Origin of the sequence: Burkholderia sp. THE68, from assembly GCF_009938265.1 — a bacterium.
GTDB lineage: Bacteria > Pseudomonadota > Gammaproteobacteria > Burkholderiales > Burkholderiaceae > Caballeronia.
Genome location: NZ_AP022315.1, coordinates 879,121 through 899,453, shown reverse-complemented (window position 1 = coordinate 899,453; position 20,333 = coordinate 879,121). Strand labels below are relative to the sequence as shown.

Here is a 20,333-nt window from a genome sequence, read left to right as displayed (position 1 = left end):
TGATCAGTACGTGCCGGGATAAGCGCCGCCGTCGATCAGCAGGTTCTGACCGGTGATGTAGCCCGCATGCACGCTGCATAGGAACGCGCAAGCCTTGCCAAACTCCTCGGACGTACCGAAACGTCCGGCGGGCAGACTTTGCGCACGGCGCGCGCGCATGTCCTCGACCGAGATGTTCTGCGCCTTCGCCTGCGCTTCCATCGTCACGGCGATGCGGTCGGTGTCGAAGGTGCCCGGCAGCAGGTTGTTGATGGTGACGCCGGTCGCCGCGACCTTGCGCGCGACGCCCGCGACGAAACCCGTGAGCCCGGAACGCGCGCCGTTGGACAGGCCGAGCACATCGATCGGCGCCTTCACCGACGAACTCGTGATGTTCACCACGCGCCCGAAGCCGCGCTCGATCATGCCGTCGATGGTCGCCTTGATCAGTTCGATCGGCGTCAGCATGTTGCCTTCCAGCGCCTTGATCCACATGTCGTGCGTGAAGGTGCGGAAGTCGCCCGGCGGCGGCCCACCCGCGTTGTTGACCAGAATGTCCGGCGCCGGGCACGCGGCGAGCGCGGCGGCGTGGCCCTCGGGCGTCGTGATGTCGCCCGCGACGGTCGTCACGGTCACGCCATATTGCGCGCGGATGTGCGCGGCCGTCGCTTCGAGCGTTTCCGCCGTGCGCGCGGTGATGACCAGATTCACGCCTTCTGCGGCGAGCGCTTCGGCGCAACCGCGTCCGAGACCCTTGCTCGCCGCGCACACGAGCGCCGTGCGCCCTGCGATTCCCATATCCATCGTCATCCTCCCTCGTCGTTTGTCACAGATCGTGATGTCTTCGCAATTCTAGAAGAATCGGGGCAGCAACGTCGGCGGCGACTCGGATCGACGCGCGCGATTCTTCTTAGGCGCGGGCGGGCTTTTGGGTAAACTGTCGCCACTGTCCGCTCCCCGAGCGTCAGAGGCAGAACATCACACGAGCAGGACGCGCAGCGCGCGCAAAACCCATGAAACAAGACAGCCGCTTTCCCAATCTCTTCATCACCGATCACCCGCTGATCCAGCACAAGCTCACCCACATGCGCGACAAGGACACGTCCACGCGCACGTTTCGCGAGCTGCTGCGGGAAATCACGCTGCTGATGGGCTACGAAATCACGCGCAACCTGCCGCTCACGACCAAACGCGTGGAAACGCCGCTCGTCGAGATCGACGCGCCCGTGATCGCCGGCAAGAAGCTGGCGATCGTGCCGGTGCTGCGCGCGGGCATCGGCATGTCGGACGGCTTGCTGGATCTGGTGCCGTCGGCGCGGGTCGGGCATATCGGCGTGTATCGGGCAGAGGATCATCGGCCGGTCGAGTATCTCGTGCGCCTGCCGCCCGATCTCGAGGAGCGCGTCTTCATCCTGTGCGATCCGATGGTCGCCACGGGCTACTCGGCGGTGCACGCCGTCGACGTGATGAAGCGCCGCAACGTGCACGCCGACAACATCGTGTTCGTCGCGCTGGTCGCCGCGCCGGAAGGCGTGAAGGTGTTCCAGGACGCGCATCCGGACGTGAAGCTCTACGTCGCATCGCTCGATTCGCATCTGAACGACCATGCGTATATCGTTCCGGGCCTCGGCGACGCGGGCGACCGCCTGTTCGGCACGAAAAACTGAGCGTTCGCTGTATTCCCGGCATCGACTCCGACCGCCGCGCTGATGCGCGGCGGTTTTGCATTCAGGCGTCGTTTTGCGCGATTTCGTCCTGATTCGACGGAAATGCGCCCGGTTGACAGCGATTTTCCCGCGTCCGAGCGCGCGCAGCGGTACTGAGCGCGCGCGCCGCCATGCTAAAATTTGAGTCTGTTCCTATTCGCGTTGCGCCGGATCGAACGATCCGCGAGCGAGGCCGGCGGCCACTCGGGGCGCGCGCCGGACAGACACATTCAGCAGCACAGCAAGCACGACAGCACACTAGGCGCACGGCACGAAGCCCGCGCGCGATGGAGAAAGGTAATGGCGGGTCATTCGAAATGGGCCAACATCAAGCATAAGAAGGCCGCGGCCGACGCGAAGAAGGGCAAGGTCTGGACGCGCCTCATCAAGGAAATTCAGGTCGCGGCGCGCATGGGCGGCGGCGAGGTCGATTCGAACCCGCGCCTGCGTCTGGCCGTCGACAAGGCGTACGACGCCAACATGCCGAAGGACAACGTCAACCGCGCGATCCAGCGCGGCGTGGGCGGCGTCGATGGCGCGAACTACGAAGAAATCCGTTACGAAGGCTACGGCATCGGCGGCGCTGCGATCATCGTCGACACGATGACGGACAACCGCACCCGCACCGTCGCGGAAGTGCGCCACGCATTCTCGAAGTTCGGCGGCAACATGGGCACGGACGGCTCGGTGTCGTTCATGTTCGATCACGTCGGCCAGTTCCTGTTCGCGCCCGGCACGCCGGAAGACAAGCTGATGGACGCGGCGCTCGAAGCCGGCGCTGATGACGTCGTGACGAACGAGGACGGCAGCATCGAAGTGATCTGCCCGCCGAACGATTTCCAGAAGGTGAAGGACGCGCTCGAAGCCGCGGGCTTCAAGGCGGAACTCGCCGAAGTGACGATGAAACCGCAGACCGAAGTCGAGTTCACCGGCGACGACGCAGTGAAAATGCAAAAACTGCTCGATGCGCTGGAAAATCTCGACGACGTGCAGGAAGTCCATACCAACGCCGCGATCAACGAAGACTGAGTTTCGCTGAGTTTCGTAACGCAATCAGGCACCGGGGGCGCGGTGGAAACAGCAGCCGCCCCGCCCTCGCATGGAACGTCTTTCGCTTCGGCTCGTGTGCCGGAGCAGCGCCGCGCCATCGATGCGGCGCGGCATCGCCCGAGGAAGGCGCGTGACGCAGCCGATGTCAGCGCGAGCCGCCTTCCCGACGCCATGACGGCCGTCATACGTTCGGCGCGATGCGCCCATCGCTTTTTCTCAAGCCGCTTTTTGTCAGGATTTCGGGGATTCAAATGAAGTTACTCGTCGTCGGTTCCGGCGGCCGCGAACATGCGCTGGCCTGGAAGCTCGCGCAATCGCCGCGCGTGCAGATCGTCTATGTGGCGCCGGGCAACGGCGGCACCGCGCAGGACGAGCGTCTGCGCAACGTCGACATCACGGACGCGGCGGAACTCGCCGATTTCGTCGAGAAGGAGCATGTCGCGTTCACGCTCGTCGGACCGGAACAGCCGCTTGCCGCGGGCATCGTCAATCTGTTCCGCTCGCGCGGCCTGAAAATCTTCGGGCCGAGCAAGGAAGCCGCACAGCTCGAAAGCTCGAAGGACTTCGCCAAGGCGTTCATGAAGCGCCACAGCATCCCGACCGCCGAGTACGAGACCTTCTCCGACACCGCCGCCGCGCACGCGTACATCGACGCAAAAGGCGCGCCGATCGTCATCAAGGCGGACGGACTGGCCGCCGGCAAGGGCGTCGTCGTCGCGATGACGCTGGAAGAAGCGCACGCCGCCGTCGATTCCATGCTCGCCGACAACAAGCTCGGCGATGCGGGCGCGCGCGTCGTGATCGAGGAATTCCTCGCGGGCGAGGAAGCCAGTTTCATCGTGATGGTGGATGGCAAGCACGTGCTGCCGCTCGCCTCCAGCCAGGACCACAAGCGCCTGCTCGACGGCGACAAGGGTCCGAACACGGGCGGCATGGGCGCGTATTCGCCCGCGCCGATCGTCACGCCGCAACTGCACGCACGCGTGATGCGCGAGATCATCCTGCCGACGGTGCGCGGCATGGAAAACGAAGGCATCCGCTTCACCGGCTTCCTGTACGCCGGCCTGATGATCGACGCGAACGGCAACCCGAAGACGCTCGAATTCAACTGCCGCATGGGCGACCCCGAGACGCAGCCGATCATGGCGCGCCTGAAGGGTGACTTCTCGAAGGTCGTGGAAATGGCGATCGACGGCAAGCTCGACAGCATCGAACTCGACTGGGACCGCCGCACGGCACTCGGCGTCGTGCTCGCCGCGCACAACTATCCGGAGACGCCGCGCAAGGGCGACCGGATCAGCGGCATTCCGGCGGAAACCGAGAATTCGGTCACTTTCCACGCAGGCACGACGCTTACCGACGGAAAACTGTCGACTTCGGGCGGGCGCGTGCTGTGCGTCGTCGGTCTGGCGGATTCCGTGCGCGGCGCGCAATCCGTGGTCTACGATACAGTCAACCAGATTTCGTTCGACGGCATGCAGTATCGCCGGGACATCGGCTATCGGGCGGTGAATCGCAAGCAGTCGGCCGAGAAGCCGGGCGACAAACCGGCCGACAAGCACGGCTGAAGCCGCGCCTGAGCCGCATGAGTACACGCGCTGCCGGACCTCGTGTCCGGCAGCGCGCTTTTGAGAGTTTCGAGACGGAGGGTTTACCCCCGCCCTTTTCTGGCCGCCCACGGGGCGCACGCAGCAATCGATGAGTGAACCGAACCGCAGCGCGGAACAACGCAAAGGACACGACGCAGCCCACGATATCGGGGCCGTCCGCGACTATCTGACGGGCCTGCAGACGCGCATCGCCGATGCGCTCGGCGCCTTCGACGGCACCGCCTTCGCCACCGACGCCTGGACCCGCGAGCCCGGCGCGCATCTGCGCGGCGGCGGCGTGACGCGCATCCTGGAAGGCGGCGGATTTTTCGAGCGCGGCGGCATCGGCTTTTCGGACGTGCAGGGCGACGCGCTGCCGCCTTCCGCGAGCGCGGCGCGTCCGCAACTCGCCGGACGCGGCTTCGAGGCGCTGGGCGTGTCGCTCGTGATGCATCCGCGCAATCCGCACTGCCCGACCGTGCACATGAACGTGCGTATGCTCACCGCGACGAAGGAAGGCGAAGCGCCGGTCTTCTGGTTCGGCGGCGGCATGGATCTCACGCCGATCTACGGCTACGAGGAAGACGCGCGGCATTTCCATCAGGTCTGCCGCGACGCGCTCGATCCGTTCGGTGCGGAGCTGTATCCACGCTTCAAGACCTGGTGCGACGAGTATTTCTATCTGAAGCACCGCAACGAGCAGCGCGGCATCGGCGGCATTTTCTTCGACGATTTCTCGGAGCCCGGCTTCGAGCGCTCGTTCGCGATGATGCGCAGTGTCGGCGATGCGTTCCTGAACGCGTATCTGCCCGTCATCGAGCGCCGCCGCGACACGCCGTATGCCGAGCGCGAACGCGAGTTTCAGGCGTACCGGCGCGGGCGCTATGTGGAGTTCAATCTCGTGTTCGACCGCGGCACGCATTTCGGCCTGCAAAGCGGCGGACGCACCGAGTCGATTCTGATGTCGATGCCGCCCGTCGCGAACTGGCGCTACGACTGGACGCCCGAGCCGGGCACGCCGGAAGCGCGGTTGTATGAAGATTTCCTGGTGCGGCGCGAATGGCTGTGAACCAGACCGCACCTTGCACCAGGCGCGTCGGAATATTCGGGGGCACCTTCGATCCGATCCACAACGGGCATCTCGCGCTGGCGCGGCGTTTCGTCGACTTGCTGCGATTGACCGATCTCGTGCTGCTGCCCGCCGGTCAGCCGTGGCAGAAGGCGGGCGTATCGGCGCCGGAGCATCGGCTGGCGATGACGCGCGCGGCGGCGGCATCGCTCGAACTCGACGGCGTCCGGGTCACCGTCGCCACCGATGAAATCGAGCGCAAGGGCGACACCTATACCGTCGACACGCTTGCTCACTGGCGCGAGCGCGAAGGCGCGGACGCATCGATTTCGTTGCTGATGGGCGCGGATCAGTTCGTCAAGCTCGACTCGTGGCATCAATGGATGCGGCTCTTCGACTACGCGCACATCTGTGTGGAAACGCGCCCGGGCTTCGATGTCTCGACGCTGTCCGCGCCGGTGGCAGCCGAAGTCGCAAAGCGCGCCGCATCGCCCGAAACACTGCAGGCGAGCGCGCACGGGCACGTGCTCATCGACGAGACGCTTCTCATCGACGTATCCGCCACGGCGATCCGCGAGGAAGCGCGCACGATGACAGACCAGCGCGATGCCCGCGCTCAGGTCCCATCGGCTGTATGGGACTATATTGTTCAACATCACTTGTACCAGACACGGTAACTATGGAACTTCAGAAGCTTCAACGCGCGATCATCGACGGTCTCGAAGACGTCAAGGCGCAAGACATCAAGGTATTCAACACAACCCACCTGACGTCGCTGTTCGACCGCGTGGTCGTGGCGAGCGGCACGTCGAACCGGCAGACCAAGGCGCTCGCCAACAGCGTGCGCGAGAAGGTCAAGGAAGCGGGTGGCGACATCATCTCGACGGAAGGCGAAGAGATCGGCGAATGGGTGCTGGTCGATTGCGGCGACGCGGTCGTGCACATCCTGCAACCGGCGCTGCGCCAGTACTACAACCTCGAGGAAGTCTGGGGCGACAAGCCCGTGCGCGTGAAGCTGCAGAAGTCGAACATGTTCGGCGGCGCGAGCGTCACCGCGGATGAAGACGAGGACGAGGAAGACGCCGCGCCCGCGGTCAAACGTCCGGCGCGCAAGACCACGCGCAAGCACTGAAGCCGCTTCGTTCGATGAAGCTGGTCATCCTCGCCGTCGGACACAAGATGCCCGACTGGATCACGAATGGCTTCGACGAATACGCGAAGCGCATGCCGCCCGAACTGCGCATCGAGCTGAAAGAGATCAAGCCCGAGCAGCGCTCGTCGGGACGCAACGCCGAGAGCGTGATGGCGGCTGAGAAGCAGCGCATCGAAGCCGCGTTGCCGAAGAACGCGCGCGTCGTCGCACTCGACGAACGCGGCCGCGACTGGACCACGATGCAACTCGCGAACGCCCTGCCCGCCTGGCAGCAGGATGGGCGCGATGTCGCGTTCGTGATCGGCGGCGCGGACGGGCTCGATCCGGCCGTGAAGTCGCGCGCCGAACTGATGCTGCGCATATCGAGCCTCACGTTGCCGCACGGCATGGTGCGCGTGCTGCTCGCCGAACAGCTTTACCGCGCGTGGAGCATCACGCAGAATCATCCCTATCATCGCGCGTGAGGCGTTTTCGATGTTGGATCGAATGCCATGCGCGCCATTCGACTCCGACTTCAAGATGCCGACTCATTCGTTCATTTATCTCGCCTCGCAAAGCCCGCGCCGACAGGAGTTGCTCCGTCAGCTCGGCGTGCAGTACGAACTCCTCCTTCCCCGTCCCGATGAAGACGCCGAAGCGCTCGAAGCCGAGCTGCCAGGCGAAGCCGCCGATGCGTATGTCCTGCGCGTATGCGCGTTGAAGGCGCACGCGGCGCGCGCGCGGCTGCTTGCGGGCGGTCATGCGCCTGCGCCGGTTCTCGTCGCCGATACGACCGTGACCATCGACGGGCTGATTCTCGGCAAGCCGCAACACGAAGAAGACGCCGTCGCGATGCTCGAACGTCTCGCCGGGCGCGAGCACGAAGTGCTGACGGCGCTCGCCGTCGTCGATGCCGAAGGCGCGCTGCTCGAACCCGCGCTCTCGCGCTCGACGGTGCGCTTCGCATCGGCCGGTCGTGCTGCATTGCAGCGCTACGCGGCTTCGGGCGAGCCGCTCGGCAAGGCGGGCGCGTACGGCATACAAGGCCGCGCGGCCGAGTTCATCGAGCGAATCGACGGGTCCTATTCGGGTATCATGGGTTTGCCCCTTTGCGAAACCGCAGCCCTCTTGCGCGTGGCGCGCGTCGAATTCTAAACAGGCCATGAACGAAGAAATCCTGATCAACGTCACACCGCAGGAAAGCCGCGTCGCACTGGTTCAGCAAGGCGCCGTTCAGGAACTTCACGTCGAGCGCACGCTGTCGCGCGGGCGCGTCGGCAACGTGTATCTCGGCAAGGTGGTCCGTGTGCTACCGGGCATGCAGTCCGCGTTCATCGACATCGGGCTCGAGCGCGCCGCGTTTCTTCATGTCGCCGATATCTGGCATCCGCGCATCGCGGGCGAGCCGCATTCGTCGGCACCGCATGTGCCGATCGAGAAGATCGTCTTCGAAGGTCAGTCGCTGATGGTGCAGGTCGTGAAGGACCCGATCGGCACGAAGGGCGCGCGGCTCTCGACGCAGGTGAGCATCGCGGGGCGCACGCTGGTTTATCTGCCGCAGGAGCCGCATATCGGCATCTCGCAGAAGATCGAGAGCGAAGCGGAGCGCGAGGCCGTGCGCGCGCGCCTGACCGCCGTGCTGCCCGCCGACGAGAAAGGCGGCTATATCGTGCGTACCATCGCCGAGGATGCGACGAGCGAGGAGCTCGCGGCGGATGTCGCGTATCTGCGCAAGACGTGGGCGACGATCGTCACGCAGGCGCAGCGCGTGCCGCCCACCACGCTGCTTTATCAGGACCTGAATCTCGCGCAACGCGTGCTGCGTGATTTCGTCAACGACGAAACCACGCGCATACAGGTGGATTCGCGCGAGACGTATCAGATGCTCGCGGATTTCGCGGCGGAGTTCACGCCGGCGGTGGCTTCACGCCTGCATCATTACACCGGCGAGCGGCCGCTCTTCGATCTCTACAACATCGAGGCGGAGATTCAGCGGGCGCTGTCGCGGCGCGTCGATCTCAAGTCGGGCGGTTATCTGATGATCGACCAGACCGAAGCGATGACGACCATCGACGTCAATACGGGCGGTTATGTCGGCGCGCGCAATTTCGATGACACCATCTTCAAGACGAATCTCGAAGCAGCCCATACGATCGCGCGGCAACTGCGCCTGAGGAACCTGGGCGGGATCATCATCATCGACTTCATCGACATGGAGAATGTCGAGCATCGCGATCAGGTGCTGGGGGAACTGAAGAAGGCGTTGTCGAAGGATCGCACGCGCGTGACGGTCAATGGCTTCTCGCAGCTCGGGTTGGTCGAGATGACGAGAAAGCGCACGCGCGAATCGCTTGCGCATGTGCTGTGCGAGCCTTGCCCGACGTGTCAGGGCAAAGGGCAGGTGAAGACGCCGCGCACGGTGTGCTATGACGTGCTGCGTGAAATCATGCGCGAGTCGCGGCAGTTCAATCCGCGCGAGTTTCGTGTGGTGGCTTCGCAGGAGGTGATCGATCTCTTTCTCGAGGAAGAGTCGCAGCATCTGGCGATGCTGATGGACTTCATCGGGAAGCCGGTTTCGTTGCAGGTGGAGAGTAATTTGAGTCAGGAGCAGTATGACATCGTGTTGATGTGAAGATCGCGGCGAAGCATTTCGCCGCGATCCTCACATCAAATATTCGCATCCAGCCACGCAATCCGCCGCGTGAGCCAGCCCTTCAGATAATCGACCTCTCCCCGATACGAACCCTTAACCACAGGATTCGGCCAAAGCTTCGTCCCCAGAACCGGCCAGCGACGGAAGTTGCGCTGCGCCGCGCCGCTCGCTTCGATCACCTGAGCGCTTTCGTCGATATACGCCGCCAGCGTGTCGATCTGCGACGCCTTCAACGCGTCCCACCGCGCCCGCACGCGCGTTTCGAAGGTCGGATCGATCTGCTTCATGCGCGCGATCCACGGACCGTCGGCGACCCACCAGCCCTCGGGATATTGCGCGTCCGAATAGTTGACATTACCGGCGGCGAGATCGAAGTCCCACAACGGCCCGAACTTGAGCTTGCCGCCCGCGTCCTTGTACAGATAGATGCTGGCGAAACTTTTGGCGTCCTGATTCTTGAAGATCTCGTTGACCAGAAACCAGTCGATCAGGGAAGCGACATCGAAATACTGTTCGTAGCCCGTGGCGGCATCGGTCGCGTGATCCGAAAACAACGCATCTTCAGCCTTCTGAACATACTCCTTGATGTACGCAGTCTGCACCGCCGAAGCAGGATCGGGCGTATCGATGCACATCGGAAGCGCGTGCGTCGTGGTCCAGCAGACCGCCTCGTCCATCCGCGCATTGATCTCGACGATGAATCCGGTCTTCGCCGGCGCGACAGTCTCGTCGCTATCGGCGATGTTCACGCGATTCTTGTCGGCGCGCACCGACTCGACCAGGTCGTACACGCCTTTGTACTCGCCATCGAGCGTCAGTTCGAGCGGCACGGCGCGCGGCGTCCATGCCATGCCGAAGCGCCTGCCGAGCTCGAACGCGGCGCGGTTGCGCAATAGCGTCTTGTCGAAGTAGTTGGCGAGCAGGATCCAGTTCTTGTCCTTCGGCATGCCGAGCAGACTGGCCTTGCTCTCGAGCTTGAGCCGGTAAGGCTTCTTGGGCTGATCCCAGGTACTGTTGCCGTGGCCTTTGATGGTGGTACGGCTTGCCAGGGACGCCGTGCCATCGGCATCGGTGATGCCCAGATCCGCGCCGATATAGGTGTCCTTCGCGACGATCGGCGCACCGCCATCGGTCATGATCGACATCGCCGTGAACGCGCCTGCGGCCGGTGGCGTCTTGGCCGCGACATCCACATCGTCCGATATGGAATGATCCGAACCGCCGCCGCACGCCGCGAGACAGACGGCCAGAAGGACGGCCGCGCGCTTCACGCCGAAAATCATGCGCCGGCCGCTTTTTGCATCAACTTCGAACTGCATCATGCTTCGCTTACTCTTCCAATGATTGCTCCCCCGGAATGGGGGACGCGAATCATAGCGAAGCTTGCAGACCGGCTATTGCTGCTATCTCACAATCAACCGGGATCGCGCGGCTGGAGGATCACGCCGCCTGCTGCTGATACTGAATCCGATGCAAATGTGCATATAGGCCGCCTTTGCGCAACAACTCCGCGTGGCTGCCCTGCTCCGCGATCTTCCCCGTCTCCATCACGAGGATGCGGTCCGCGCGTTCGATGGTCGACAGACGATGCGCGATGACGAGCGTCGTGCGCCCCTTCATCAGCGTTTCGAGCGCAGCCTGCACGTGGCGCTCCGATTCTGAATCCAGCGCCGAGGTCGCTTCGTCGAGAATCAGGATCGGCGCGTCCTTGTAGATCGCGCGCGCGATCGCGAGACGCTGACGCTGACCGCCCGACAGCCGCATGCCATTGCCGCCGATCAGCGTATCGATGCCTTCGGGCAACGTCGCCACCATATCCGACAGATTCGCCGCCGCGAGCGCCGACATCACGCGCTCGCGTTCCGGCGTCTGCCCGTATGCGACGTTCGCCGCGATCGTATCGTTGAAGAGCACGACGTCCTGGCTGACCATCGCGAGCTGGCCGCGCAGGTCGTGCAGGTTGTAGTCGGTGATTGGCACGCCGTCGACCAGCACCTGACCGTCGCGCGGATCGAAGAAGCGCGGCAGCAGATTCACGAGCGTGGTCTTGCCGCTGCCCGACGGCCCCGCGAGCGCGACCATCTCGCCCGGCGCGACCTTGAACGACACGCGATCGAGCGTCGGCCGGTCGATCGAGCCGTAGCTGAAGGTGACATCGCGGAATTCGACTTCGCCGCGCGCGCGCGGCAGACGCCGCCCGCCGCCTTCGGGCTCCGCGGGCTCGTCGATCAGGCCGAAGATCAGCTCCGCCGCCGTCATGCCGCGCTGCAAGGGCTGGTTGATGTCGATCAGATGCTTGAGCGGCGAGATCACGAGCAGCATCGACGTGACGAACGCGACGAAGCCGCCGACCGTCGTCTGGTCGTTCGCCGACTGCACGACCGCGATCGTGATGACGATGGCGAGCGCGATCGACGCGAGAAACTGCGTGAGCGGCTGCGCGAGGCCGCCCGACACCTGCATGCGCATCGCGTAGCCGCGCAGGCGATGGCTCATCTCGGTGAAGCGGCCGGTCTCGTACGGCTCGCCGTTATGCACCTTCACGACCTTGTAGCCGCCAACCGTCTCCTCGACGATATACGACAGCTCGTTGGTCAGGGTCTGATGCTCGCGGTTCAGGCGCCGCAGCCGCCGGTTGATCTTGCTGACGAGCCAGCCGATAGCCGGAAGAATCACCGCGACGATCAGCGTGAGGCGCCAGTTGAGGATGAACAGATAGCCGAGCAGAAACACGACCGTGAGCGAGTCGCGCACGAGCGTGACGACGACGCTCTGCAGCACGCTCAGGATCTGATTCACCTCGAAGACGATCGCGTTGATGATCGTGCTCGCGGTTTCGCGCTGGAAGAAGCCCGCGCTCGTATGGATCATGCGATGGAACATCTCGAGCCGCAGTTGCAGCAGGATCTTGTTCGTCACGTAGGAAAGAAAATAGCCCGATGCGTACTGCGCCGAGCCGCGCAGAAGCGCGAGCCCGATGACCGCGGCCGGCACGAGCCATTTCGCGTGATCGCTGCTCTTCGAGCCGAAGCCGTGGTCGAGCAGCGGTTTGAGCAGCATCGGAATGCCCGCTTCGGTCGCGGCGACGATGCCCATCGTCAACAGGCCGAGCAGCACCATGCCCATGAGCGGCCGGATATACGGCCATAGCCGCCGCATGACGGCCATCGGCGAGCTGCTTTCCACGCCGCCGATCGGTTTGCGCAAACTTGCTTCGTTGTTCAAGAGCATATCTCCACTTGGCCCGGCGCCTGACTCATGTGTCGCGCGGCGTTTGTTGCTGTTGTCATCCGCCGGAACGGCCGTTTCGACGATCAGCCGATCGACGCGCGGCCCGGCTTGCCTTGCGGCGGGCGCGCGTCATGTGTGATGACCGCGAGCAACACGGCCCAGAGGAGCGCGATGAGTGCGGTGCTCATCACCACCGTGAACACGTCGATGCTCAAACCGAAGATGATAACCGACCCCGACACCGCGATTCCGCAATAAGCGGCCGTCGATACATCGCGGTGGGGCGATTTCCGATGGCGCACGAAATACACGAGCGGCCCGAAATAGACCAGCGCGAGACAGACGACGCCCACCGCGCCCAGTTCAGAGATCGTCGAAAAGAACTCGCTGTGTGCGCGCTGATTGACGATGTACGCCGGCGCCTCGCCCTTGTTCGCCATATCCTTGAGAAACGCCTCCAGATGCCCCTTGCCGACGCCCGTCAGCGGATGCGCCTCGAACAGGTGGATCGACGCGCGCCACAGTTGCAGGCGCGCACCGATGGAACTGTACGCCGACGAGCCTTCCGACAGGCGCACGATGTCCGAGCGCGTCGCCATCACGCGCTCGCGGCCGAGCGGCGATGCGAGCAGGGCCGATATCGCCAGCACCGCGACGATCGACGCGGCAAGCCAGTGGCGGCGCTGCCTGATCCAGCCGAAATTCAGCGAGCAGAGCGCGAGAAAGAGCGGAATCGCGAGCCATCCGCCGCGTGTGCCCGACAGATACGAGGCATAGACGCCGCCCGCGAGGCCCAGCAGCTTGAGCGCGATGCCGAGGCGCTTCAGGAGCGCGTTGGGATAATCGTCCCAGCGAATCGTCATCACGGAGAGAAAACCGAGCAAGAGCGCGGTGTTGCCGTACGGAATCGGATTCGTGTAGTCGTTGCCGAGGCGGTTGAGATCGTTGATCGTCGTGTGGAGATTGGTGTCCACGGCCCAGGCGCCCGCACCGATCGCACCGAGCGCGCAGCCCCAGCCGAGCGCCTTCAGATGGCGGATCGGAACATTCACGAGCAGCAGAAAAATCGGCAGGCTCAGCGCGAGACGCGACAGGCCGTCGAACTCGCGCGGCAGATAATAACCGTCGATGGCCTGTTGCAGCGGCAAATACACCATGAAGCACATCATGCCCACGGTGTACCAGGGATAAGCGGTGACGAGCAGACTGACCTTGAGCCGGAACGGCTTGCTGAATCCGGCGAACAGCGCGACGGCGAGCAACACGAAAAAGCAGTAACCGGTTCCGCCCCGTACGACGAGTGTGGTCGCAGGCGCCAGCAAGACCATGCTGGCGATCAAATAACGCAAAAATTTTTCCAAATCGATGAACCTGAATGGGTTCGACCGGCCGGTCCGGTCGCGCGCCCCGAAAACCCGCGATATTATAGCCGTTGCCGCCTGGCACGCTCTTCGCTCACGGAACGCTCGACCCGCGGCCGGGAAGGCGCGCCGGGCTTTCCATGCGTTGTGAATCCGAGATGCCAGCGACACATCAAACAGGGCCGGACGCACCGCTCGCCAGCCTGATGCTCATCACATTCAACCAGCACGAAACCGTCGCCGACGCGGTTCGTGGCGCGCTGGCGCAGACCTGGCCATCGCTCGAAATCCTGATTTCGGACGATGCCTCCGCCGACGACACCTTTGCCGTCGCCGAACGCTGCGTGCGCGATTATCACGGCCCGCACACCGTGCGGCTCTATCGCAACGAGCAGAACCTCGGCATCAGCGCGCACCTGAGCGCGCTCGCGGCGCGCGCGTCGGGCGAGATGCTGTTCATCGCGGCGGGCGACGATATCTCCACGCCGCAGCGCGTCGAGCGCGTGATGCGCGACTGGATCGCGAGCGGCAAGCGTTACGACCTCGTCGCGTCGGACCTGCAGGACATCGATTCCAACGGCCAGGCGCACGGCGTGTTGCGCGTGACCGACCTCGACGACTACCACAGCTTCGAGGACTGGTCCGCCAACCGGCCGCACGTGGTCGGCGCGGCGCACGCCTGGGCGCGCCGTCTCTTCGAGGAATTCGGGCCGATCGCGCCCGGCATCTACGGCGAAGATCAGATCATGACGTTTCGCGCGATCATGACCCGGGGCGCCCACACGCTGCACGAACCGCTCGTGCAGTACCGGCGCGGCGGCCTGTCGAGAAAACGGAAATGGCGCACGCCGGAAGATTTCGTCGCGCGCATCAAGCTCGCGAACATCAACGGCACGGGCGAGACGCGCCAGCTCGTGAGCGATGCCGGGAAAGTGGGTGTCGGCGGACAGATGCGCGCCCTGCTCGCCCGCAAATCCGCCCGTGAAACGTATGTGAGCGAGGTGTTCGGCGAGGCCCCGCTTGGGCGCAAGGTCGGGCTCCTTTTCACATCGAAGGACGTGGACTTCGGCTTTCGCGTCAAGATGTTCGTCTATGCGACGTGTCCGTGGCTGCTCTCGCCATTCTTCTTCGTGAAATGGCATCTGCGCGGATGAGCGCGCCGACAGAACAACAACGCTTCAGCGCCGCTCGAAAGGCTCCATGAACGCTCCGACTCTTGGCATCGCCCTTATCACCCATAACGCGGCCGCGCGGCTCGCGCAATGCCTGCAGGCCGTGTCTTTCGCCGACGAAATCGTCGTCGTCGACGGCGGCAGCACCGATGCGACCGTGGGCATCGCCGAGGCGCATCGCGCGCGCGTGATCGAGGCGCGCGACTGGCCGGGCTTCGGGCCGCAAAAAAACCGCGCGCTCGATGCGCTCTCGACCGACTGGGTGCTTTCCATCGATGCCGACGAGATCGTGTCGCCGGAACTGGCGGCTGCGATCCGCGCGGCGATCACCGATCCGCAGGCGGACGTGTACGCGGTCGATCGCCTGTCGAGTTTCTGCGGCGTGTGGGTGAAGCACAGCGGCTGGTATCCGGACTGGATTCCGCGCCTGTTCCGGCGCGGCACGGCGCGCTTCTCACCTGATCTGGTGCACGAGCGGCTGGTGCTGTCGACCGGCAAGCCCGTCGTGCGCCTGTCCGGCAAGCTGATGCACTACTCCTACGAGGATTTCGAAGCGGTGCTGCGCAAGCTGGACGCGTATTCGAGCGCCGGCGCGCAGCAACGGCACGCGGCCGGCAAGCGCGGCAGCTTCGGCATCGCGCTCACGCGCGGCGCCTGGGCGTTCGTGCGGACCTATGTGCTGCGGCGCGGGTTCCTCGACGGCAAGGCCGGCTTCATGATCGCGGTGTTCAACGCGCAGACGGTCTATTACCGTTTCCTGAAGCTCGCGCATCTGAACGACGTGCGCTGAGGCGTCTCAGCGTTTCTGATTGATGTCGCCCGCGAGATCGAGCAATGCGCGAACGTGCGAATCGACGCTCGTGTCATAGCGCACGGCATCGCCCGATACGCGTGGCGTGGCGCGGCGCGTATCGATGGCGTCGAGCACCGTGCGGCGCAGATCGTCGGCGTCGCCCGATCTGAAGACGTGCTTCGCGTGATCGGCGATTGCATCGCAGCAGCCGATGCACGCCGGAAAGATCACCGGCGTGCCGCACATCACCGACTCTATGCCGACCAGCCCGAACGGCTCGTAGCTCGACGCGAGAATCGTGAAATCCGCCGCGCGATACGCGTCTTCGATGTTCTTCGCATAGCCGACATAGCGCACGTTCGCCGCGGGCTTGTCCGGCGCGCGCCCCGCCACCGCGACGACCACGTTCATCCCGGCGAGCGCCTTCTCGATCAGCGGCAAGCCCTTGCGCACATGACTGCTCGACGGAAACAGCAGCACGGTTTCATCGGGCTTGAAGCCGAACTGCTCGCGCAGACGCGCGCGCGCGGTGGCATCGACCGGCGAGAAGCGCGCGCCGTCGACGGGCGGATACAGCACGCGGATTTTCCGGACGTCGACGCCGTACAACGCGCGCAGCTCGTCGCTCATCATGTCCGAATGCGCGACGATCACCTTCGCGCCAGCGTACTGACGACGCTCCAGCGCGATCTGGCGCGTGTCCGAGCGCTTCTCGCGCCGCCCGGTCGCGCGCAGAAAGCCGATGTGCGTGCCGCCGCAAATGGCAATTTCCGAACCTTCCACGCGATTGCAGCCGATAAGCACATCGACCTTCGCGCGTTTGCGCGCGCGCTTGAGCGCCCACGAAAAATACGCATCGCGCAGCTTGCCCGGCAGAAACGACACCTTGATGCGATGCGGTTCGATCAACCTGCTTTCGGGCAGCGAGAGATCGATCTTGCGCGCGAAGAACGCGGGCTTTTGCTTGCCGTCGAAACCCGCGGCGGCGAGGCCGCGCACGAGGTCCATCGCGTAGCGCTCGAGGCCGCCCGAATGCTTCAGCGCATTCGCCGAGATGCCGATACGCATCAGTAGACGATTTCGATCGCGCTGCCCGCGAATTCGCCGCGCAGCGCCGTGATGAGGTCGTCGGTGGGCTTGACGCGCCACGCGTCGCCGAGGCGCACTTCGCCTTCGGCATGCTCGCTGCGATAGACGATGCTCACGTTCAGGCCGTTCGGAATCGGCGCGGCTTGACGCGAGCGGCCGTTCTCGCGCGCCGGAGCCGGCGGCGGCGCTTCCTGCGCGCCCGCCGCATGCGCTTCGAGCACACGGCGCAGACGCACAGAGTCTGCATTGCCGTTCATCTCGACCTTCACGGACTGCGCGTAGCGGCTGCGCGCGCGTTCGAGGTCCATCGCCGTATCGACAGTGAAGCGGATGCCGCCGGTGAACGCGTCGTTGCGCGCCTGCCCCTGCACGACGAGCAGCTCGTCTTCCTTGAAGAGCGCCTTGTTCGCTTCGAACTGTTCGTTGAACACGGTGACTTCGCACTGGCCGCTGCCGTCGTCGAGATTGACGATCAGCATCTTGCCGCGCTGGGTCATTTGCGTGCGCATCGCCGATATCACGCCGGCAACCAGCTTGTCGCGTCCTTCCTTCAGTTCGCCGATCTTCTGGCGCACGAAGCGGCGCACTTCGCCCTTGTAGGCATCGAACAGATGCCCGGACAGATAGAAGCCGAGCGCGGTCTTCTCTTCCTGCAGACGCTTCTTGTCCGACCACTCGGCTTCGTCGACGTACTCGTGCTTTGCTAGCGGCGCGTCGCCCATGTCGAAGAGGCCGGCCTGCATCGCGTTGGCGGCGGCCTGATCGGCGGCTTCCATCGCGAGCGGCACCGAGGCCAGCAACTGCGCGCGATTCGCATGCAGCGTGTCGAACGCGCCCGAGCGGATCAGCGCCTCGACCGTGCGGCGATTCACGACACGTCGGTCGATGCGTTCGCAGAAGTCGAACAGATCGACGAACGGACCGTCCTCGCGCGCGCGCAGGATTTCCTCGATCGCGTTCTGGCCGCTGCCCTTCACCGCGCCGAGGCCATAGCGAATGGTCTTCGAGCGCGTGCCATCGGCCTGCGCGACCGGCTCGAAACGATATGCCGACTGATTGATGTCCGGCGGCAGCACCTTCATGCCATTGCCGATGCAGTCCTCGAACAGGATCTTCACCTTGTCGGTGTCGTCCATCGCGAGCGACATGTTGGCCGCCATGAATTCCGCCGGATGATGCGCCTTCAGCCACGCCGTGTGATAGGCGAGCAACGCATACGCCGCCGCGTGCGACTTGTTGAAGCCGTAGCCCGCGAACTTCTCCATCAGGTCGAAGGTCTCGTCCGCCTTCGCGCGCGTGAGGCCGTTCCTGGCCGCGCCTTCCGCGAAGATCTCGCGATGCTCGGCCATTTCCTCGGGCTTCTTCTTGCCCATCGCGCGACGCAGCAAGTCCGCGCCGCCGAGCGAGTAGCCGCCGATGATCTGCGCCATCTGCATCACCTGCTCCTGATAGACCATGATGCCGTAGGTCTCTTTCAGGACGGGCTCGACGCGCGGGTCCGGATACTCGACGATCTCGCGTCCGTGCTTGCGCGCGCAGAAACTCGGGATCAGATCCATCGGGCCCGGACGATACAGCGCCACCAGCGCGATGATGTCTTCGAAGCGGTCCGGCTGAGCGTCCTTCAGCATGCCCTGCATGCCGCGGCTTTCAAGCTGGAACACGGCGACGGTGTTGGCTTTCTTCAGAATCGAGAACGAGGCCGGATCGTCGAGCGGCACCTGCGCGAGATTCCAGTCCTGCTTCGACGGATCGAGACGGCGGATATAGCGCTCGGCCCAGTCGAGAATCGTGAGCGTGGTCAGACCCAGAAAGTCGAACTTCACCAGGCCGACGGCTTCGACATCGTCCTTGTCGTACTGACTGACGACGCCGCCGTCTTCGCCCTGCGTATAGAGCGGGCAGAAATCCGTGAGCTTGCCCGGCGCGATCAACACGCCGCCCGCGTGCATGCCGACGTTACGCGTCAGCCCTTCCACGCGTTGCGCGAGTTCGAGCAGCTGATGCACTTCGTCTTCGGAATCGAAGCGCTCCTGCAGCGTCGGCTCTTCCTTCATCGCGTCCGCGATGGTCACGTGCTTGCCCGGCTTGAACGGAATCAGCTTCGCGACGCCGTCCGTGAACATATAGCCGAGATCGAGCACGCGGCCGATGTCGCGTACCGCGGCCTTCGCGGCCATCGTGCCGAAGGTCGCGATCTGCGAGACGGCGTCGGCGCCGTACTTGCCCTTCACATACTGGATGACGCGATCGCGCCCTTCCTGACAGAAGTCGATGTCGAAGTCGGGCATCGACACGCGTTCCGGATTCAGGAAGCGCTCGAACAGCAGGTTGTAGCGCAGCGGGTCGAGGTCCGTGATGCCGAGCGCGTAAGCGACGAGCGAGCCCGCGCCCGAACCGCGGCCCGGACCGACCGGCACGCCGTTGTTCTTCGCCCACATGATGAAGTCGGCGACGATCAGGAAGTAGCCCGGAAAGCCCATCTTGATGATGGTGCCGCACTCGAAGTTCAGACGCGCGTAGTACGTCTCGCGCTGCGCGGCGCGTTCGGTCTCATCGGGATAGAGCTGCTGCAGGCGAACTTCGAGCCCTTCCTTCGACAACTGGATGAGATAGTCGTCGAGCGACATGCCATCGGGCGTGGGGAAAAGCGGCAGCTTCGGCTTGCCGAGTTCGAGCGTCAGATTGCAGCGCTTCGCGATCTCCACAGTGTTCGCGAGCGCCGACGGAATGTCCGCGAAGAGCGCGCACATTTCGTCCTGGGTGCGGAAGTACTGATCCGTCGTGAAGCGCTTCTGACGGCGCGGATTCGCGAGGATATCGCCTTCGGAAATACACACGCGCGCTTCGTGCGCGGTGTAGTCGTCCGCCGTCATGAACTGCAGCGGATGCGTGGCGACAACGGGAAGCTTCAGTTTCGCGGCCAGCGCGACGGCTTCCTGAATGTACCCCTGCTCGCCCGGCTGACCCGCGCGCTGCAATTCGATATAGAACGCGTTCGGAAAGAGCCTGGCCCAGCGTTCGGCATTGCGCTGCGCACTGGCCGCATTGCCCGCCGCGAGCGCCATGCCGATATCGCCCGTCTGCGCGCCCGAAAGCGCGAGCAGCCCTTCAGCCAGACCGCCTTCGAGCCATTCGACCATCACCTCGGCGCGGCCGCGATACTGATTCGTCAGCCACGCCCGGCTCAGCAGTTCGCACAGATTGAGATAGCCCTGTTTGTCGCGCACGAGCAGGAGCAGGCGCGAAGGCTTGTCGCGATCGTCGGGATTGGTGATCCAGACGTCGCAGCCGGCGATGGGTTTCACGCCCTTGCCGCGTGCTTCCTTGTAGAAGCGCACCAGACCGAATGCGTTGCCGAGATCGGTCAGCGCGAGTGCGCCTTGCCCGTCTTTTGCGGCAGCCTTGACGACGTCGTCCAGTCGCACGATGCCGTCGGCGATCGAGAATTCGGAGTGGACGCGGAGATGAACGAAGCGGGGATCTGACATGGCGGTATTGTACATGCG

The 20,333-nt window shown here is 64.2% G+C and carries 17 protein-coding genes; 11 read left to right on the top strand and 6 right to left on the bottom strand.

The window, feature by feature from the left end; all coding sequences use genetic code 11:
* Positions 1–3: 3 nt before the first annotated feature.
* A complete protein-coding gene (locus BTHE68_RS04275; RefSeq protein ID WP_162065281.1) occupies positions 4–783 on the bottom strand; it encodes an SDR family oxidoreductase in 780 nt (259 codons plus the stop codon).
* A 209-nt stretch (positions 784–992) separates the two neighbouring features.
* Between BTHE68_RS04275 and upp the strand changes: the two genes are divergently transcribed.
* The 9 genes from upp to rng all read left to right on the top strand — a co-directional run bounded on the left by upp (position 993) and on the right by rng (position 9,157).
* The gene (gene upp / locus BTHE68_RS04270) at positions 993–1,646 is read left to right on the top strand and encodes a uracil phosphoribosyltransferase (protein ID WP_162065279.1); all 654 of its coding nucleotides are present in this window, start codon (positions 993–995) and stop codon (positions 1,644–1,646) included.
* Positions 1,647–1,985: 339 nt separating this feature from the next.
* Positions 1,986–2,714 carry a YebC/PmpR family DNA-binding transcriptional regulator gene (locus BTHE68_RS04265; protein WP_162065278.1) on the top strand — a complete coding sequence of 243 codons (729 nt, stop codon included), beginning with the start codon at positions 1,986–1,988 and terminating at the stop codon, positions 2,712–2,714.
* 272 nt (positions 2,715–2,986) lie between these two features.
* The gene (gene purD / locus BTHE68_RS04260; protein ID WP_162065276.1) at positions 2,987–4,303 is read left to right on the top strand and encodes a phosphoribosylamine--glycine ligase; all 1,317 of its coding nucleotides are present in this window, start codon (positions 2,987–2,989) and stop codon (positions 4,301–4,303) included.
* 130 nt (positions 4,304–4,433) lie between these two features.
* Positions 4,434–5,393 (top strand): oxygen-dependent coproporphyrinogen oxidase, encoded by a 960-nt coding sequence (gene hemF, locus BTHE68_RS04255; RefSeq protein WP_162065275.1) that lies wholly within the window; start codon positions 4,434–4,436, stop codon positions 5,391–5,393.
* Positions 5,384–6,070, top strand: a complete 687-nt coding sequence (locus BTHE68_RS04250) for a nicotinate-nucleotide adenylyltransferase (protein WP_162065274.1) — start codon at positions 5,384–5,386, stop codon at positions 6,068–6,070. Before hemF ends, BTHE68_RS04250 begins: the two co-directional genes overlap by 10 nt.
* Before the next feature lie 2 nt (positions 6,071–6,072).
* Complete coding sequence (gene rsfS / locus BTHE68_RS04245) at positions 6,073–6,525, top strand: ribosome silencing factor (RefSeq protein WP_162065273.1); 453 nt, start codon at positions 6,073–6,075, stop codon at positions 6,523–6,525.
* Positions 6,526–6,539: 14 nt separating this feature from the next.
* On the top strand, positions 6,540–7,010 hold the full coding sequence (gene rlmH / locus BTHE68_RS04240; protein WP_162065272.1) for a 23S rRNA (pseudouridine(1915)-N(3))-methyltransferase RlmH: 471 nt from the start codon (positions 6,540–6,542) through the stop codon (positions 7,008–7,010).
* Positions 7,011–7,065: 55 nt separating this feature from the next.
* The gene (locus tag BTHE68_RS04235) at positions 7,066–7,680 is read left to right on the top strand and encodes a Maf family protein (RefSeq protein WP_162066782.1); all 615 of its coding nucleotides are present in this window, start codon (positions 7,066–7,068) and stop codon (positions 7,678–7,680) included.
* A gap of 7 nt (positions 7,681–7,687) precedes the next feature.
* Positions 7,688–9,157 carry a ribonuclease G gene (rng, locus tag BTHE68_RS04230; protein WP_162065271.1) on the top strand — a complete coding sequence of 490 codons (1,470 nt, stop codon included), beginning with the start codon at positions 7,688–7,690 and terminating at the stop codon, positions 9,155–9,157.
* A gap of 35 nt (positions 9,158–9,192) precedes the next feature.
* Here rng and BTHE68_RS04225 read toward each other — a convergent pair whose 3' ends face one another.
* From BTHE68_RS04225 to BTHE68_RS04215, 3 genes are all read right to left on the bottom strand, one after another.
* Positions 9,193–10,500: a CotH kinase family protein gene (locus BTHE68_RS04225; protein ID WP_162065270.1), complete on the bottom strand. Its 1,308-nt coding sequence runs from the start codon at positions 10,498–10,500 to the stop codon at positions 9,193–9,195.
* A 118-nt stretch (positions 10,501–10,618) separates the two neighbouring features.
* Positions 10,619–12,409: a lipid A export permease/ATP-binding protein MsbA gene (gene msbA / locus BTHE68_RS04220; protein WP_502710569.1), complete on the bottom strand. Its 1,791-nt coding sequence runs from the start codon at positions 12,407–12,409 to the stop codon at positions 10,619–10,621.
* Positions 12,410–12,492: 83 nt separating this feature from the next.
* The gene (locus BTHE68_RS04215) at positions 12,493–13,758 is read right to left on the bottom strand and encodes an O-antigen ligase family protein (RefSeq protein WP_232077902.1); all 1,266 of its coding nucleotides are present in this window, start codon (positions 13,756–13,758) and stop codon (positions 12,493–12,495) included.
* Between the two features lie 218 nt (positions 13,759–13,976).
* On the opposite strand from BTHE68_RS04215, the gene BTHE68_RS04210 reads away from it, so the two are divergent.
* Entirely contained in the window at positions 13,977–14,924 is a 948-nt protein-coding gene (locus tag BTHE68_RS04210) for a glycosyltransferase family 2 protein (protein WP_502710568.1), read from the top strand.
* Between the two features lie 46 nt (positions 14,925–14,970).
* Complete coding sequence (locus tag BTHE68_RS04205; protein ID WP_162065266.1) at positions 14,971–15,732, top strand: glycosyltransferase family 2 protein; 762 nt, start codon at positions 14,971–14,973, stop codon at positions 15,730–15,732.
* Positions 15,733–15,738: 6 nt separating this feature from the next.
* Here BTHE68_RS04205 and BTHE68_RS04200 read toward each other — a convergent pair whose 3' ends face one another.
* Positions 15,739–16,803, bottom strand: a complete 1,065-nt coding sequence (locus BTHE68_RS04200) for a glycosyltransferase family 4 protein (protein ID WP_162065265.1) — start codon at positions 16,801–16,803, stop codon at positions 15,739–15,741.
* Positions 16,803–20,330 (bottom strand): DNA polymerase III subunit alpha, encoded by a 3,528-nt coding sequence (gene dnaE / locus BTHE68_RS04195; protein ID WP_162065264.1) that lies wholly within the window; start codon positions 20,328–20,330, stop codon positions 16,803–16,805. The genes BTHE68_RS04200 and dnaE overlap by 1 nt, the downstream gene beginning before the upstream one ends.
* Between the last annotated feature and the right edge of the window lie 3 nt (positions 20,331–20,333).